Annotated in this window: 14 protein-coding genes, 2 tRNA genes and 1 pseudogene; 2 read left to right on the top strand and 15 right to left on the bottom strand. The window is 58.2% G+C overall.

Features of this window, described 5'->3' with window-relative positions; all coding sequences use genetic code 11:
• Positions 1–136: 136 nt before the first annotated feature.
• A complete protein-coding gene (locus ACTHV6_RS07250) occupies positions 137–2,056 on the top strand; it encodes a M3 family metallopeptidase (RefSeq protein WP_441386620.1) in 1,920 nt (639 codons plus the stop codon).
• Positions 2,057–2,160: 104 nt separating this feature from the next.
• Here the strand turns inward: ACTHV6_RS07250 and ACTHV6_RS07255 are convergent.
• The 12 genes and pseudogenes from ACTHV6_RS07255 to gyrB form a co-directional block, all read right to left on the bottom strand.
• Positions 2,161–2,958 (bottom strand): annotated as a pseudogene (locus tag ACTHV6_RS07255) (nucleotidyl transferase AbiEii/AbiGii toxin family protein).
• Positions 2,936–3,556 (bottom strand): hypothetical protein, encoded by a 621-nt coding sequence (locus tag ACTHV6_RS07260; RefSeq protein WP_441386621.1) that lies wholly within the window; start codon positions 3,554–3,556, stop codon positions 2,936–2,938. The pseudogene ACTHV6_RS07255 and the gene ACTHV6_RS07260 overlap by 23 nt, the downstream one beginning before the upstream one ends.
• A gap of 284 nt (positions 3,557–3,840) precedes the next feature.
• On the bottom strand, positions 3,841–4,263 hold the full coding sequence (locus ACTHV6_RS07265; RefSeq protein WP_441386622.1) for a hypothetical protein: 423 nt from the start codon (positions 4,261–4,263) through the stop codon (positions 3,841–3,843).
• Positions 4,264–4,334: 71 nt separating this feature from the next.
• Positions 4,335–4,703: a DUF5615 family PIN-like protein gene (locus ACTHV6_RS07270; RefSeq protein ID WP_441386623.1), complete on the bottom strand. Its 369-nt coding sequence runs from the start codon at positions 4,701–4,703 to the stop codon at positions 4,335–4,337.
• The gene (locus ACTHV6_RS07275; RefSeq protein WP_441386624.1) at positions 4,700–4,936 is read right to left on the bottom strand and encodes a DUF433 domain-containing protein; all 237 of its coding nucleotides are present in this window, start codon (positions 4,934–4,936) and stop codon (positions 4,700–4,702) included. Before ACTHV6_RS07275 ends, ACTHV6_RS07270 begins: the two co-directional genes overlap by 4 nt.
• Positions 4,937–4,967: 31 nt before the next feature.
• A tRNA-Ala gene (locus tag ACTHV6_RS07280) sits at positions 4,968–5,040 on the bottom strand.
• 5 nt (positions 5,041–5,045) lie between these two features.
• Positions 5,046–5,165, bottom strand: coding sequence for a DLW-39 family protein (locus tag ACTHV6_RS07285; protein WP_441386625.1), 120 nt, complete (start codon positions 5,163–5,165; stop codon positions 5,046–5,048).
• Positions 5,166–5,250: 85 nt separating this feature from the next.
• Positions 5,251–5,324 (bottom strand) — tRNA-Ile (locus ACTHV6_RS07290).
• 93 nt (positions 5,325–5,417) lie between these two features.
• Positions 5,418–6,179: a DUF3566 domain-containing protein gene (locus ACTHV6_RS07295; RefSeq protein ID WP_441386626.1), complete on the bottom strand. Its 762-nt coding sequence runs from the start codon at positions 6,177–6,179 to the stop codon at positions 5,418–5,420.
• A gap of 55 nt (positions 6,180–6,234) precedes the next feature.
• Positions 6,235–6,471, bottom strand: coding sequence for a hypothetical protein (locus tag ACTHV6_RS07300; RefSeq protein WP_441386627.1), 237 nt, complete (start codon positions 6,469–6,471; stop codon positions 6,235–6,237).
• Positions 6,472–6,486: 15 nt separating this feature from the next.
• Positions 6,487–9,057 carry a DNA gyrase subunit A gene (gene gyrA, locus ACTHV6_RS07305; RefSeq protein WP_441386640.1) on the bottom strand — a complete coding sequence of 857 codons (2,571 nt, stop codon included), beginning with the start codon at positions 9,055–9,057 and terminating at the stop codon, positions 6,487–6,489.
• Positions 9,058–9,141: 84 nt separating this feature from the next.
• Positions 9,142–11,217 carry a DNA topoisomerase (ATP-hydrolyzing) subunit B gene (gene gyrB / locus ACTHV6_RS07310; RefSeq protein ID WP_441386628.1) on the bottom strand — a complete coding sequence of 692 codons (2,076 nt, stop codon included), beginning with the start codon at positions 11,215–11,217 and terminating at the stop codon, positions 9,142–9,144.
• 212 nt (positions 11,218–11,429) lie between these two features.
• Between gyrB and ACTHV6_RS07315 the strand changes: the two genes are divergently transcribed.
• Positions 11,430–11,933 (top strand): YbaK/EbsC family protein, encoded by a 504-nt coding sequence (locus ACTHV6_RS07315; protein ID WP_441386629.1) that lies wholly within the window; start codon positions 11,430–11,432, stop codon positions 11,931–11,933.
• Positions 11,934–12,053: 120 nt separating this feature from the next.
• Here the strand turns inward: ACTHV6_RS07315 and ACTHV6_RS07320 are convergent, their stop codons facing one another.
• The 3 genes from ACTHV6_RS07320 to dnaN form a co-directional block, all read right to left on the bottom strand.
• Positions 12,054–12,653: a DUF721 domain-containing protein gene (locus tag ACTHV6_RS07320; RefSeq protein ID WP_441386630.1), complete on the bottom strand. Its 600-nt coding sequence runs from the start codon at positions 12,651–12,653 to the stop codon at positions 12,054–12,056.
• Positions 12,646–13,896 carry a DNA replication/repair protein RecF gene (gene recF, locus ACTHV6_RS07325; protein ID WP_441386631.1) on the bottom strand — a complete coding sequence of 417 codons (1,251 nt, stop codon included), beginning with the start codon at positions 13,894–13,896 and terminating at the stop codon, positions 12,646–12,648. The genes ACTHV6_RS07320 and recF overlap by 8 nt, the downstream gene beginning before the upstream one ends.
• Before the next feature lie 104 nt (positions 13,897–14,000).
• Positions 14,001–15,134: a DNA polymerase III subunit beta gene (gene dnaN / locus ACTHV6_RS07330; RefSeq protein ID WP_441386632.1), complete on the bottom strand. Its 1,134-nt coding sequence runs from the start codon at positions 15,132–15,134 to the stop codon at positions 14,001–14,003.
• Positions 15,135–16,084 lie beyond the last annotated feature (950 nt).

The following is a 16,084-nucleotide window of genomic DNA, read 5'->3' on the forward strand; positions in this document are numbered from 1 at the left end:
GGGATCAACTCGCAGTGTGTGGAGTCCACTCGCAGAAGGGTCTCCTCCCCAAGGGATCGACTCGCCAAGGGGGCCACTCAACCAGCGTGGCTGATTCAAGTTGCGGAGCGCCCAACCCTGCTGTTGACTGAGGTCCATGACATCGACTCTTCGCCCACTGACCCTGCCCGCTCCTGAGGACACCGCTACGTGGCTGCGAGATCGAGCTACAGAGGGACTGGCCCGCGTCCGCCAGATCGCGCAGGAGTTGAAGTCCGCTCCACCCGCTGACGCGCTCGGCGTCTTGCAGGCGTGGAACGCCCTACAGATTGAGCTAAGCAACGTCCAAGCACCCGCGAGCACATTCGCCCAGTTACATTCTGTCGCGGAGGCTCGGGCAATGGGCGATGCAGTGGATCAAGAAACCTCTCAAGTGAGCACTGCGCTGTGGCTGGACGCTGATCTGTACCGCGTATTCGCTGGATTGGACCCTGCCGGTTTGGATGATGATGCCACTCGGCTCTTAGAGCACACATTGCGGGACTTTCGCCGATCTGGCGTGGACAAGGACGAGGAGACGCGGCAACGGCTGGCTGCCATCGACAATGAGATGGTGCGCTTGGGCCAGCAGATCGAGGAAAACACGCGGAACGATGTACGCGAAATAGCCCTGACTCCGGATCGGCTGGTTGGGCTGCCACAGGACTGGATCGATTCCCATCAACCCGGTGCGGACGGCCTCGTCCGAGTGAATACCGAGTACCCAGATCTGGTTCCCTTCTCCACCTACGCCCATGATGATGCTGCGCGCCGCGAACTGAAAACCGCCTCACTCAACCGAGGCTGGCCTGTGAATGACGCCCTCCTGAAGCAGTTGTTCGGCCTGCGCAGCGAGTATGCCCAGATCTTGGGGTACGCCAACTGGGCTGAATACGATGCCGAGGACAAGATGATCGGCTCGGGCGCGGCGATTGGCGAGTTCATTGAGAAGATCTCCGCTTTGGCTCTTCCATCTGCCCAACGGGACTACGCTGTGCTGCTTGAGCGGATGCGTCAGGACAACCCACAGGCTCAGAGCGTCGATACGGCAGATTCCGCCTATTACGCCGAACGTGTCCGCACGGAACAGTACGGCGTTGATTCGCAGGAAGTGCGCCGCTACTTTGATTTCACCAAGGTTCGTGACGGTCTGCTCGAGGTTACTGGCAAACTGTTCGGTCTCACCTATACCCCAGCCGAGGATGCGGTTCTCTGGCACGAGGATGTCACCAGTTATGACGTGCATTTAGGCGAGACATATCTTGGCCGCATCTACCTGGATCTGCACCCCCGGGACGGCAAGTTCTCTCACGCCGCACAGTTTGATCTGACGTCGGGCGTCACCGGCATTCAGGTCGCGGAAGGGGTACTCGGATGCAATCTCGGGCGGGGCCTAATCGAACACGACGATGCCGTCACTCTCTTCCACGAGTTCGGGCATCTGGTGCATCACCTTCTTGGCGGGCAGACCCCATGGGTGGAATTCTCGGGCGTAGCCACCGAATGGGATTTCGTCGAGGCGCCCAGCCAGATGCTCGAAGAGTGGGCGTGGGATCCGGGAGTCCTGGCGAGTTTCGCCACCGACTCCAACGGTGAGCCCATCCCTAGCAGCCTCGTTGCTCGAATGCGCAATGCGGACGATTATGGCAAAGGCTTTCTCGCCCGAACGCAGATGTTCTACGCAGCCCTGTCCTACGCCTTCCACACGGAAAAGGCTGAGGACCTCACCGCTCGAACCGCGGAATTACAGGAACAGTACTCGCTGTTCCCCTACATCCCGAACACGCATCTGCCAGCGAACTTCGGGCACTTGGTGGGCTACTCGAGCGGCTACTACACCTACATGTGGTCGCTGGTCATTGCGAAGGACATGTTTTCAGCGTTTGACTCCACGGACATGTTCGGCCAAAAGGCCGCCACTCGCTACCGCGATCAGGTGCTAGCCCGCGGCGGCTCGGGCGACGCGGCAGATTTGGTAGCCGACTTCCTCGGGCGGCCTTATTCGTTCGATGCCTTCGGGGCTTGGCTTGCCGAGTAACTCACCAAGTGCCCGAGTTCCCACAAACCATTTACCGTGATGCTCCCCAATCAGCGAGTACTCGACACCGAACCGCCAAACGTACTGCTTAGAGAACAGTCGCGCTATCGATCAGCCTCCCGGACAGCGGCAGTCCACGCTTGTATCTCTGAGGAGAATGCGACGTCAGCATCAACCTGAATTCGACACTGATGGGAAAGAGCTGCTTCCCAGTCTTTCTGTGTCGGTGGGCGTTTTGGCAGGGCTGCCTCGGTGGGGTAACTGCCAATTGGCCCCAACTTCTTGTACAAGTGGGCTGCATCGGCATTGATCCATCCGGCTTGGGCCAAAGCCCACAAATCATAGAGATCGCGAGGAGCGTTCCGTGTTTGGTCCATCCATGCGTCCGTCTTTGCACAGACGAATGAGAGGGGCGTGTAGGTCCGCAGAATTGTCTCTGGAATCCCAGCGTACCTAGGCTCGATTTGTGAGATTTCTGTAGGCCACGGTGTGTATTGACGCCCGTCCATCAGCTAGATGCGCACGTCAATTTCACCGAAATGCAACAGACTGGATTCTGTATCGCGTCGGGCATCAGCCAGCCACGGTTCCGCAACAACTGGGCCCAAAACACGTTCAGTGCCTATACGGATCGCCTCATCGAGCCGCTCGGCGACCGGTCGCCGAGGACCTCGAGACAACAGGTCAATATCTTCCGAGAGTCGAAGCTCTGGGAGCGCGGTGCGGGAGAGCGCAGTTCCGCCATAAAAGACAAAATCGTGGGCCCGCGGTGCGATAGCAGAGAGAATGACTGAGATGGCCCGATCGCGGTCCACCTGTGCAAACGAAACGCCAAAGCTCTTCGCCCAATAAACTCGCTCATCTGGCGCAGGCACATTTCTATTGACTCGGGCTCTGGACATGCCTCTCTCCCATACCTCGCAGTGCCATCTTGATCCTGCGCTGAGTCACCTTCGACAGTGCGCCCAGAAGCCGGCTGAGTCTTTCTGGGTCAGCACGGTCGTGGAGCACGGGGACAGCGGCAAGAGCCTCAGAGGCCATACCACCGAGGTTTGGTCGAAGGATCAACTCAATCATAGTTTGCTCGATAGTGGACACTAGAAAAGTGCCGAGGTTTCCAGTGACCGGGAGAGCGTCGATCTTGTCAACATTCCGAGTCGTGAAAACAACGTGACCGCCGGTCAGTAGGTCAACACCACGATGTTGTTCCGGTACGGCCACCACAGTAACCCCGATGGCTCGCGGAACGGCGTGCCAGTGCCGGGCGGCGCCTAGTCCAACAAGAATAGGGACCCTGTCACCGTATGCTGCCGTCGCGTAAGCCATAGCAGCCTCTTCAAATACAGGGATCCACCAGTCCCCGGGCGCCACGGTGTCTGGTACCGCCGTGTAGGTCCCCGGTGCGATTCGTTTCAGCAATCCCTGACGTTGAATCCGAACCACTTCTTTCTCGGGGTTTGCGTACACGCCGCGTAGCATCACTGGGCGTACGGTGCGCATGGGGGCCGACGTTATCGCTGTAGGCAAGCGTTGCACAATCCACCACCCCCTATGCAAGACACTACTTGTTAGGTAGTGTTTTGCATAGATAATTGGCATCATTCGGTCAGAGGCTCGCATCGTGGAGGGTATGGGCCTAGACGGAGACGGGGACCGCAAGTGGCGGGCTCGAGTGGAAGGGAACCCTCGCGATCCCGGGCCACTGTCATCACGGCTCGCACCATTCAGGCCCGCGGTTTTGCCTTAAGTTGAGCTTTTGATCAAACGCCGCCTACCTGATTGGGTCACAGATCGAGCACGAGCTCTCGCGGCTTATCCGGGTTAACGAGCATGCGTACTGACGCGTTAACCGCCATGCTGCTGAGGTGAATGTGTGGGATGGCATCACGCTGCTCAACCACATACTGCTCCCCATCAAGGCTGTATTTGACCGTGTACTTTATGACCGGCATCTCATCAACGTAGCTTCTGGTCTGCTCGGCAGCCGTGATCGTGCCGTACACCTTTCGGCCATTCTTCTGGAGCCGCTTGGTGAGTGCCGCACGCTTGGCTATTCGTCGGAAAGATGAAAAATGGAGCACTCCAACAAGCAACATCGCTGCGAGAGCGCCCGTTCCTTCACCTACGTTGCCATCCCAAAACTCGTAAGCACCCCACACGCCAAAAACGAGGATCATCGTCCACATCGTCGTCGATAGCCACCACATGCGAGTAAGCCTATCGCGATAGTTTGCTGTCGCTCCGGATATGAGCCAAACTAGATGCGCCTTCTGGCTGGTCACCGAAACGGCAATCGGCGAACTCGTACCCGCTCTGGGCCCATCGAAACGATCGCCCCAGCCTCAATGTCCTCCACCAATGCACCGAGATTAGTGAGAAGCACGTCCGCGATCTCCGCAGCCGTGACAACGTGCGGGATTCTCAAGAGAATGACTGAAGGAGTGCTGGCTCGGCTTTGCGCAAGAAGAACACTGAAATCAGAATCCTGCGAAACGATCGTGAACCCGTTAGCCGCGGCATAACTCAAGATTTCAGAATCGGTCGCAGAATGCATTCCAAGGTTTCGCACATGGCTAGCTTCAATGCCGTCTGCGGCAAGTAACTCGATCAGACGCCAAGACAAGTTCTGATCAAGAAGCAACCTCATGCTGTCCTATTGAGAGGCAAGTAGGACTCGGACTCGACGGCGGCTGCTGCATATTCAAGTGCCATGAATATGTCGGGCGCCTCGAGGTCTGGATGCTCATGCAGAATCTCGTCAACACTCAAACCATGAGCAACCATCCGCACAACTGTAGCGACAGGAAAACGCATTCCTCGAATCGTGGGTTGTCCAGCCATCACGGAAGGATCCACAGTAATGCGATCAAACATAACCATCCCTCCCCGTACAGCAATATACAGAAAATTGTGGAGCTAAGGGGACTCGAACCCCTGACCCTCTGCTTGCAAAGCAGATGCGCTACCAGCTGCGCCATAGCCCCGAGTGTTACGCGATGGGATCGGTAACCTCAGTCCACACTGCACGATCTTGATTGTTGCGCTCGATTTGCAGCCAAGCAGCATAACCAACGATCGCAGTCAGTGTAACGATCAGAAACTTTTTCATGGTTTCCTCTCTCAGTTCCCGCTCTCCCAAGCGAAACAGGCGAAGTCTCAATCAGTGGCACATGCCCTGATTGATTCCTACACCGTGGGCCTAGATGGACTCGAACCATCGACCTCAGACTTATCAGGTCTGCGCTCTAACCAACTGAGCTATAGGCCCCCGCGTTGCGGTGCTCCCTTTTGGGTGCCGAATTAGGTTACAACACCGGCTCTTCAGATGTCCAAGTGGTTGCTACCAACGCGACAGGAATCACTATTCGTCCGTCACGGCGATGCGCACACCACCAACCAGAGAGCTGATCAGGTTGTATACCAACGCCCCGATCGCGGTCAGAGCGGTGAGCAGAACAACGTCCAAGATCGCGATGATCACGGCGAAGCTCATCCACCGGCCAAACTCCAGATACTGCATGAACTCAAGGAGTTCCGCAGAGTTCAGAGTCTCCAGCAGGCCCTGCAGCTGCGAGAACACGTGAATGCCATCTAGCACAAACCAGATGACCGCCATGGCTACAACAACCATGAACGCGAACACAACGGAAAGGAGGAACCCCAGCTTAACGGCGGAAAGGATATCCACCTTGGAGATGGTCATCCGAATGCGCCGCAGGCCAACTTGCCGCTTCTTGGCCGCAGCCCCACCGTTCCCTACGCCAGCCTCGCCGCCGTTCTTCCCATTCTTGGGAGCCGCCGGATGGCCGCCCTGCCCTTGGGAGGCGGGCGGAATCGTGGGAGCCGGTGCTCCTGATTGTCCATTTGTCGGTTGCGCATGAGCCGATTGACCACTAGCCGATTGACCATTGCCCGCCGGCCCAGACCCACCGGCCGGTTCGTTGGCGCCGGAGGCCCCACCTGTTGAGCTGTTTTCCCCGGAAGCAGCAACCGGTGCCGCATCCTGCGGGATCCGCGTAGTTTCCGCAGCGGGGTTAGCGCTGCTTGCCTGTCCCACCGGCTGGCCACCCACGTGGGTAGGTGCCTGTGGGCTGTTCGCGGACTGGTTGTTATCTTCGCTCATCAAATCTCCGTAGCTGGGGCCTCCGGCAGCATCACGTCCATGCCGTCAGAAAGTCTTATTCGCCATCTTCCTCTGAAGTTTCTTCTTGATGTCCACCAGCATAGTCCGGCAACCCAGAAGCGCCGGGCTGTCCACTTTCCGAACCGCCGGCATACTTGGGCAGGCCACTGGCACCTTCGTGCTCCTTGTCAGATCCTCCGGCCGCTTTTGGCAAACCAGTGGGGCCCTCATACTCACGAGATTGCTCGTTCGTCGGGTTATGCTCATCCTTCTTGTGGTGCTTGGGGCTCATGTTTCACTCCGTTGTTTAGTCCGCATCCTCTTGGGTGAACGTATCGTTCCCTTCAGAGAGTACCGTCTGAGAATCCTCCGTGTCGGGACTCTCTGAACGATTGTCCCCATTTACGGGCTCAACCTCAAGAGCGGCAGCATCTGGGGTCCCGGCAACCGTCTCCAGTTCCTCTTCCAGTTTGCTTTCCACGTTGCGCGCAATGGCGATGATCCTGTCGGATTCATCCGGCCGCGTGAACGTGACACCCTGCGTGTTGCGTCCGGTAATCCCCACTTCGTCAACGGACGATCGTGTGACCTTGCCAGATTCCATGATGCTGAGAACTTCTTCACCGGGTTCGGTAATGAGGGCACCCACGAGGTCACCGCGCGCCTCGGTCAGCTTCGCCACCTTAATGCCAAGACCACCACGTCCTTGAATGCGATACTCATCAACATCCGTGCGCTTGGCGAATCCGCCCTCGGTCACAACAAAGACCTGAGATTCTGGCCGAATTACCTGCATGGCCAACAGCGAATCCCCGTCCCGGAACTTCATTCCGGTGACTCCTTGAGAAGCTCGGCCCATCGGCCGCAAGGCCGCATCCGTAGCGGTGAATCGTAGCGATTGCCCCTTGCGGGACACGAGAATGATGTCATCACCCTCATTGACCAGCGAGGCAGCTACCACCTGATCGGTCCCACCATCAGCGTGTTCGGCCAACCGGATCGCGATGAGCCCGGCAGCACGCGCCGAATCATAATCCCCGAGCCGGGTCTTCTTGACCTTGCCGTCACAGGTGGCCAGAACCAGATAATCGGCCTGAGCGTAATCCTTGAGAGTAATCGTGGAGGCGATGGTTTCACCGGGCTGGAACGCCAGCATGTTCGCCACGTGCTGGCCCTTGGCATCACGCCCGCCCTCCGGCAGCTCGTAACCCTTGGCGCGGTATACCCGCCCCAGATTGGTGAAGAACAGCTGCCAATCGTGAGTGGAGGCAACACCGAAGTGCTCCACCACATCATCCCCGCGTAGCTGCGCCCCGCGGATTCCCTTACCGCCACGGTGTTGCGCGCGGTACTCGGAGGCCTTCGTGCGCTTGACGAACCCGCCGCGAGTAATGGTAATCACCACGTCCTCTTCGGGGATCAGGTCCTCAACACTCATCTCCCCATCGAATGGGAGGATCGTTGTTCGGCGCTCGTCACCGTACTTGTCGCAGATCGCCTGAAGCTCCTGCGAAATGATCGAACGCTGGCGCTCTTCCTTGGCGAGAATGTCACGGTAATCCTCAACCTGAGCCAACTTATCGTTGAATTCATCAGTAATCTTCTGGCGTTCAAGGGCAGCCAAACGGCGCAACTGCATCTCCAGAATGGCGTTGGCCTGAAGCTCATCAATCTCAAGAAGCTCCATCAAACCAGATCGGGCCGCATCCACGGTGGGCGAGCGCCGGATCAACGCAATCACTTCATCCAACAAGTCCAGCGCCTTGAGGTATCCCTCGAGAATGTGTAGGCGCTTTTCCGCCTCGCGCAGCCGGTATGCGGTACGCCGCTGAATCACTTCGAGTTGGTGAGTGACCCAGTGGCGCACGAACCCATCCAGAGAAAGGGTTCGCGGCACGCCGTCCACCAGCGCAAGCATGTTCGCGGGGAAGTTGTTTTGAAGTTGAGTGTGCTTATAGAGGTTGTTAAGCACCACCTTTGCCACCGCGTCGCGTTTAAGGACGACGACGATCCTCTGCCCCGCACGGCCCGACGTTTCATCTCGAATATCTGCAATGCCGGGTAGGCGACCGTCGCGAATACCTTCGACCATGCGATCGAGAAGGCGATCAGGGTTAACCTGATAGGGAAGATCAGAGATGACCAAGCACTGCCTGTTGTGGATCTCATCAACTTCCACTACCGCGCGCTGGGTGATGGACCCATGTCCGGTCCGATACATGTCCTCAATGCCGCGCGTACCCAAAATCGTGGCGCCAGTTGGGAAATCGGGCCCCTTGATGCGGCGCATGAGCTCGCCTAGAAGCTCTTCCTTGGTGGCTTCTGGGTGCTGGAGGTACCACTGCACGCCCTCGGTCACCTCACGGAGGTTGTGAGGCGGTATGCGGGTGGCCATGCCCACCGCAATGCCTTCGGAACCGTTGACCAACAGGTTCGGGAAACGTGCGGTGAGGACCATCGGTTCCATGAGCGAACCGTCATAGTTCGCTTCAAAATCTACGGTATCTTCCTTGATGTCCCTGACCATCTCCATGGCCAGCGGAGCCATGCGAGCCTCGGTGTAACGGGGAGCGGCGGCGCCCAGATCTCCTGGGGTACCAAAGTTTCCCTGACCGGCCACGAGCGGGTACCGCATGGACCAAGGTTGGGCCAAACGCACCAACGTATCGTAGATCGCCGAATCACCATGGGGGTGGTAATGGCCCATGACGTCTCCAACGATCTTCGCGGATTTGGAGAACGAATTGTCCGGGCGATACCCGCCGTCGTACATCGCATACAGAACGCGGCGGTGAACGGGCTTCATGCCATCGCGGACGTCCGGCAACGCACGGCCCACAATCACGGACATGGCGTAATCCAGATAGGACTTCTCCATCTCACGCTGGAGGTCCACCTCGGTGATCGCGCCGTGGTTATAGATACTTGGGGAATTCACTTCATCACTCACGGTTTATCAGCCTTAGATGTCAAGGAAACGGACGTCGTGCGCGTTGCGCTGGATAAAGGATCTACGCGATTCCACATCCTCACCCATGAGAACCGAGAAGGTCTCATCAGTGGCTGCGGCTTCGCCAATAGAAACCTGCTTGAGGGTACGGAACTCCGGGTCCATGGTTGTCTCCCACAGCTCCTCGGCGTCCATCTCACCCAGGCCCTTATAGCGCTGGATTCGCTGGGATTCTTCCTTGGGCAAACGGTTACCCTTCTCCTTGCCTTCAGCAAGCTTGACATCCCGCTCACGGTCCGTGAACACGTAATCGTGAGGGGCGTTCGTCCACTTGAGGCGGTACAGGGGCGGCATCGCCAAGTACACATGCCCGTTCTCCACCAGCGGGCGCATGTAGCGGTACACGAGGGTCAATAGCAGGGTTGCGATATGCGAACCGTCAACATCCGCATCGGCCATGAACACAATCTTGTGGTAGCGCAGCTTGGAAAGATCGAAATCGTCACCAATGCCCGTTCCGAAGGCAGTGATGAGGCTCTGGATAGTGTCCGATCCAAGAGCGCGATCCAAGCGGGCCTTTTCCACGTTGAGGATCTTTCCACGGATCGGCATGATCGCCTGATGCTCAGGGTCGCGGCCATTGACGGCACTGCCGCCGGCTGAATCACCCTCCACGATGAAGATCTCGCATTCCTCCGGCTTACGGGAGGTGCAATCCTTGAGCTTTCCAGGCATCGCAGCTGATTCCAGAACGCTCTTACGCCGTGTAGCCTCGCGGGCCTTGCGCGCTGCAGCCCGCGCGGCAAACGCCTGACTGGCCTTACGGATGATGTCCTTGGCCTCGTTCGGGTGCGCATCCAACCAATCGGTGAGGTGAATACCCATTTGCTGCTGGACGAATGTCCGGGCTTCGGTGTTACCCAACTTGGTCTTGGTTTGGCCCTCAAACTGGGGGTTGCCTAGCTTAATGGAGATGATGGCGGTCAGGCCCTCACGGATGTCCTCACCGGAGAGGTTGGCGTCCTTATCCTTCAAGATGCCGCGATCACGCGCGTAGCGGTTCATGACGGAGGTCAGAGCAGCACGGAACCCTTCTTCGTGAGTTCCGCCCTCGGTGGTGTTGATGGTGTTGGCGAAGGTGTTCACAGTCTCGGAGTAAGCAGACGTCCACTGCATCGCCACCTCGCATTCAATGTGCCTATCCGAATCCTCTTCTTCGAAGTAGATAACGTCAGGGTTAACGATCTCAACCTTCTTGGTGGAGTTGAGATGCTTGACGTAATCGAGCAGGCCACCGGAATACATGTAGGACACGCTGCGGAACTTCTCTTCAGCGTTTTCTTCGCTCTCATCACCTGTGACTTCATCACCAGCAGCAGTGGCTGTTGGTCGCTCGTCCGTCAACGTAATGCGCAGGTCCTTGTTCAGGAAGGACATCTGGTGGAAGCGCTTGCGCAGGGTCTCGAAATCGTAATCGGTCGTCTCAAAGATCTCTGCGTTGGCCCAGAAGGTTTGCGTTGTACCCGTTTCATCCGTGGCCTCGCCGCGTTCCAAGGGTGCTACTGGGAAGCCATTTTCGTAGGCAATCCGCCACACGTAGCCATCGCGGCGTACCTCGGTTTCCATGCGTGAGGAAAGTGCGTTCACAACCGACACTCCTACACCGTGCAGTCCGCCAGAAACAGCGTATCCGCCCTGGCCGAACTTTCCGCCGGCGTGAAGCACGGTCATTACAACCTCAACGGCTGGCCGATGCTCGGTAGGATGATCGTCCACGGGAATGCCGCGCCCGTTATCGGTCACCCGTACGCCGCCATCACCCAGAATGGTGACTTCGATGTGATCGCAGTATCCGGCCAGCGCCTCATCAACGGCGTTATCTACCACTTCGTATACCAAGTGGTGCAGGCCGCGCTCCCCCGTGGAGCCGATATACATGCCTGGGCGCTTGCGAACGGCCTCTAGGCCTTCCAACACGGTAATGTTGGAAGCATCGTAGGATTGGTGCGGATCTACCGTTCCAACGTGATGTCCGGAAGAAGATTCCGGTAAACTAGTGTTGGAAACTTGTGAGACATCATCAGCCACTCTTGGCTACTCCTTCGCCGCGGTTCACAAGGCACGCTTTTTGGCCGTCAGGCCCGCGCACCTCGCTCTGGTAGGTCCCCACACAAAACAGGGCAGATTCCATTCTAGCACAATTTCCGTGCATTTCCGATTCATATGGGTGTCCTAACACGTCCGATCGGCACATTCGGATGAGACATCAAACACGTTGCATAATAGCTAAAATGGATTCCATGAAATCGGAGCCCACAGAAGCACTTAACCTCCTCACAACACTTGGGATTGACCATCGCTTGGTTCGTCACGCACCCGTCATGACCGTCGAGGAATCGATGACGAACGGGGTAGCGGCACAGATCGGTTCGGACGATCACCATGTCCTCAAAAACTTGCTCCTTCAGGAGAAAAAGGGCATGCTCATCCTCCTCATCGCACGTGGCGATCAGCGCGTGGATCTCAAGCTTGTTGCCACAGAAATCGGTTCCAAGCGGCTGAGCTTCGCCAAGCCAGAAACCGTAGAGCATGCCTTCGGCACACGTTCTGGTGCCGTTTCACTGTTCGATATGTTAGACGCACCGGCTCACGTACACCTCGCGATCGATTCCGGGATCTTTGACCTCACGGGCACAACTGGCTTCCACGCCGGCTCCAACGATTCAACCGTGGTGTTCAAGGTGTCCGATCTGCCAGCTGTCGCGGCAGCGATCCAGCCGGAGTACTCCTCTGTCCAGATCTGAGTCCACGCTTCCGTGGCGATTAGCCGGCCCGTTGCTTGTGCTCAGCTCGTCATACGCGAGTAGATCCGGATAATCCCGAGCGACTGCCGTATGCCGAGCTGAGATCCACGTATCACCTGCTCACCCGTACGTATCGCGGGGGCCACGGCCCGGCACAGAGTACTTTCCGTGCTTCCACGAGGGGCGATACGGCCCGAGCACTTTAATCTCCTTGACCACGCCTTCGCCAACTTCTTCGGCAATTCGCTGATCCACGGTGGCCAGTAGCGCCTTGATCTGCGTTTCCCACGAGGTGGATGAGGCCCGAAGGGTGAGCACGCCATCGTCCCCAAAAGATTCCACTGCGCAGTGCCGCGCCACATTCGGTCCCACGATTTCGTCCCAACGCGCCGCAACAGAGGCGATCTCCAGCCGCTGCCCCCACCCATGATCGCGCACAACCCGCGATAACAGCATGCTGATGGATTTGGGGTCACGGCGCGACGGCTTGGCACCCGATCCCACATCACCCCAGCCGGGCCCGGGAGTGAACACTTCATCGCCCAGTGGCTCGGAGGCATCCTGTGCCTCCTTGGCAGCCGCGGCCGCACTGGGCCGGCGCGTGCGGACCTCCCCATGAGCAAACGCGGCCTGCCTTGCCCGATCTAGGGCGCTCAGGGCAAGAATATCCCCGTTTCGTTCAGCCGCTTGGCGCTTGGCCTGCTCGACCTTGTCATTCATCGTTCTTGGTACTCATCGGCTCCACGCTGCCCTCATGCACGAGGAAGCGATCCCCGCTCAGCTCCTCTGGCAGATCATCACCCACTGCCGCGGTGACAAACACCTGCTGGGCTTCCAACACGATCTCCGCCAACCGCTCGCGGCGCTTGGCATCGAGCTCCGCGAAAACATCATCCAATATCAGGATGGGCTCGCCGTCGTCGGCCCACTCCCCCGATGAATCCTCGCGCAGAAGCTTCCACGCACCCAACCGCAAAGCCAACGTATAACTCCACGATTCGCCGTGGGATGCGTACCCTTTTGCCGGTAACGTCCCGAGGTTCAGAACAAGCTCGTCGCGGTGGGGGCCAACGAGGTTGACCCCGCGCGCAATCTCCTGATCGCGGCGCTCAACCAAGGCGGAAAGGATCTGGACCTCAGTCAGCTCCACGTCCGTGAGATCGTCCTCATGGTTGATGATGGTCCGAACCGCGGCTTCCCCACCTTGTGGATCGTGGATCTGTTCGGCGGAGGGCGGCGAGTACATGTTCTTAGTGGCACTGTCCGCGTAATCAATCCGCGCATCCCCCGCCAGGCCGGAGCGCCCAGAGACGATCTGGTAGTAGCCGGCCACATGCGGGCGCAACCCGGAAATAATCTGGGCACGGGCCGCCGTGATCTGCGCACCCAGCTTCGCCAGCTGAACGTCCCATACGTCCAGCGCTCCGGCGTCAACGGTCCCCCCGCGCCTGCGCTGCGCACCCAGAGACTTCAGGAGTGCCGAACGTTGTCGCGTCACCTTCTCGTATTCAGCCTTAACCCCCGCCATGCGCGGCTTCATCTGGATCATCAGATCGTCCAGAAAACGGCGCCGCTCGCCCGGATCCCCGCGAATCAGCTCCACATCCTCTGGAGCAAACGTCACGGTTCGCACGTGTCCCAGCAGTTCGGCCGGCCGCACGTTGCCTCGGTTGATACGGGCCCGGTTCGCCCGCCCAGCGAAGATCTCCACTTCCACCGTGGTGGGGTGCTCCCCGTGAACCACCTTGGCTTGAATGACCCCGGCGTTGGCCCCTTGGCGCACCAGGGCGTTATCGGACGCCACACGGTGCGAGGAGAGCGTGGCTAGATAGCCGATCGCCTCCACGATGTTCGTTTTCCCCTGCCCGTTCTCTCCAACAAAGGTTGTAATCCCCGGCGATAGCCTGAGGACAACCTGCCGGTAAGAGCGGAAATCGGAAAGAGCCAGATCTGTGAGATACACCAGCGCCTCCGTTACCTACGCTTTCCTACGCTTGATTCCTTCCGTGAGCGCCCGCCTCCGTGAGCGCCCGCGAACGCACACCTACGCGTGCCAACTTTCGCGCGCTAGCCTCCGTACACGCGAATCGGCATGAGGAGCAGTCGGAAATCTTCGGAATCATCTCCAGATTCCTCGGCCTGCGCCGTCAAAACGGCCGGCTTGCTCGGATGGGTGAAGGAGAGGCGGATGAATTCGGCGTTGACGGCGCTCAGCCCTTCCTGCAGGTAGGAGGGGTTGAAGGCCATCGCGATGTCCTCGCCGATGAGGGTGGCCGGAAGTGCTTCGCTCGTTTGCGCGTTATCTCCCTGACCGGCCTCCAGAACAACCTGGCCCTCGCTGAAGGACAGGCGCACCGCGGAATTCTTTTCCACCACGAGGCGCGCACGCTTGATGGCATCCAGCAGTTCCGTCCGGCGAATAACCGCGTGTCCGTTGGTCTCCGAGGGGAAGAGGTTGCGTACGGGCGGGTAATCGCCTTCGATCAGGCGGGCCACGCTACGGCGCCCGGCCGCCTCAAATCCCACCATTCCCGCGCGCCCTGCGGTATCGATGGACACGTCCACCTTGCCAACAGAACCCAAAGACTTTGCAATGTCTGCCAGGCGCGATGCCCGCACAAGAATCCGTGCCGAATACTCTTCATCGGCCGGATCCCACGTCAAATCGCGAACCGCCAAGCGGTACCGATCGGTGGCCATGAGAGAGACGTTCTTGCCGCTGATCTCGATGCATGCCGAAACAAGAAGCGGCAACGTATCGTCATTCGATGCAGCCGAGACAACCTGCGTCACGGCCTCCTGCCACTGCGCACCATCAACCGTTCCTGTAATTTCAGGAAGCGCGGGAAGCTCCGGATAATCCTCGAGCGGCATGGATTGCATCGATATGTGCGAAGAGCCGCACACGATTTCCAACTTGGATCCGGACACTTCCAAATCGATCGGCTTATTCGGCAAGGCCTTCGCGAAGTCCGAAAGGAGCCGGCCGTGAACAAGAATGGTTCCAGCTTCGTCAACGGCGCCCTCGATCACCGCGTGGGAGGAGATATCCGGATCATACGAGCCCAGAGCGACGGTCCCATCCGCCTCCGCTTCGATGCGAATTCCAGCCAATACGGGCAAGGAAGGCCGGGTTGGGATGGTCCGGGCAACCCAGGACACAGCGTCTGCAAAAACGTCATGTTCAACGCGAAGCTTCACAGTAAATCTTCTTTCTGACGAAACGATACTGTCCCAACTTTACGCGAGAAATGACAGGACTCATGCCGGTTCGGGAGTCAAAGCCGATAAAGGACAGATTTGTAATTACCAGTTTTGCTCTCTCCGGCCATTCCATGCGCGTTGTAATGACACGGGATGTGGGACCAGATTTCTTGTAATTCTCCTCGTGCTGGGGCCCGCGGATTTTTTACGCCGACGCCGACGGCCTCCCCCACACGAGGGCATCACACAACTGAGTGATCGAGCGTGTGGGTAGGCGATGAGGCTGCCGGGAGTGGTGGGAAGAAGGGACGGGAGGAATGGCTGGCAGTCCACGATCAGATGTTTCATGCTCGGTCTCTTAGTTTAGTTGTAGTTATAGGGGCTGTGGAACTTGTGGATGGGTGTTCGAATGACCGAGATAAATAGGGAAAGTCGGCCATTGTAGTGGGGATAACTCGTGCGGGTGGCTGTGGATAGGGATAAGTGGCTGTGGATGAAACATTTGCCTCTAGGAACTTTCCACGGAACGGTGTCATTTATCCGCATGTAGAGGTGCGCGAATCACAAGATATGCACAGAATCTGTGGATTGCGCTCTTTTGGCGTTAAGGGGCCAAAACATGAGGTCTCGGAGCTTTGTCGCGTGTGGGACAGCGGGCGCGCAGAAGTGGCAAGCTGTCGTCCATCGGGTTTGGAACGAGCAAATGCGTGGTGAATCGGTGGCCGGAGCAGATCACATCAGATAGGACGGCCCTTCAGATAGGACGGCCCTTCAGACAGGATGGCCCGAGAAAGGAGCAAGCGCGGTGAAGCAAGCCCCGGTTCTTACTGGGGCTGCTGGTTCTTACTGGGGCTGCTGGGCCGCTTGCTTAATACGGCTGGTTAACTCTGAAACCTGGTTATACGTGGTTTGCTTTTGCGCCATCTGCTTATCAATCTTGCGATATG

Origin of the sequence: Ancrocorticia sp. (assembly GCF_052089425.1) — a bacterium.
Taxonomy (GTDB): Bacteria; Actinomycetota; Actinomycetes; order Actinomycetales; family Actinomycetaceae; genus Ancrocorticia.

Excerpts from the sequence above, each read along its gene's own strand:
- ACTHV6_RS07295 (WP_441386626.1), bottom strand. The coding sequence starts at position 6,179 with ATGAGCGAAGATAACAACCAGTCCGCGAACAGCCCACAGGCACCTACC.
- ACTHV6_RS07320 (WP_441386630.1), bottom strand. The coding sequence starts at position 12,653 with ATGAATGACAAGGTCGAGCAGGCCAAGCGCCAAGCGGCTGAACGAAAC.
- ACTHV6_RS07260 (WP_441386621.1), bottom strand. The coding sequence starts at position 3,556 with ATGCGCACCGTACGCCCAGTGATGCTACGCGGCGTGTACGCAAACCCC.
- ACTHV6_RS07250 (WP_441386620.1), top strand. The coding sequence starts at position 137 with ATGACATCGACTCTTCGCCCACTGACCCTGCCCGCTCCTGAGGACACC.
- ACTHV6_RS07265 (WP_441386622.1), bottom strand. The coding sequence starts at position 4,263 with ATGTGGTGGCTATCGACGACGATGTGGACGATGATCCTCGTTTTTGGC.
- ACTHV6_RS07275 (WP_441386624.1), bottom strand. The coding sequence starts at position 4,936 with ATGGTTATGTTTGATCGCATTACTGTGGATCCTTCCGTGATGGCTGGA.
- ACTHV6_RS07270 (WP_441386623.1), bottom strand. The coding sequence starts at position 4,703 with ATGAGGTTGCTTCTTGATCAGAACTTGTCTTGGCGTCTGATCGAGTTA.
- ACTHV6_RS07300 (WP_441386627.1), bottom strand. The coding sequence starts at position 6,471 with ATGAGCCCCAAGCACCACAAGAAGGATGAGCATAACCCGACGAACGAG.
- ACTHV6_RS07315 (WP_441386629.1), top strand. The coding sequence starts at position 11,430 with ATGAAATCGGAGCCCACAGAAGCACTTAACCTCCTCACAACACTTGGG.
- ACTHV6_RS07285 (WP_441386625.1), bottom strand. The coding sequence starts at position 5,165 with ATGAAAAAGTTTCTGATCGTTACACTGACTGCGATCGTTGGTTATGCT.
- gyrA (WP_441386640.1), bottom strand. The coding sequence starts at position 9,057 with ATGGAGAAGTCCTATCTGGATTACGCCATGTCCGTGATTGTGGGCCGT.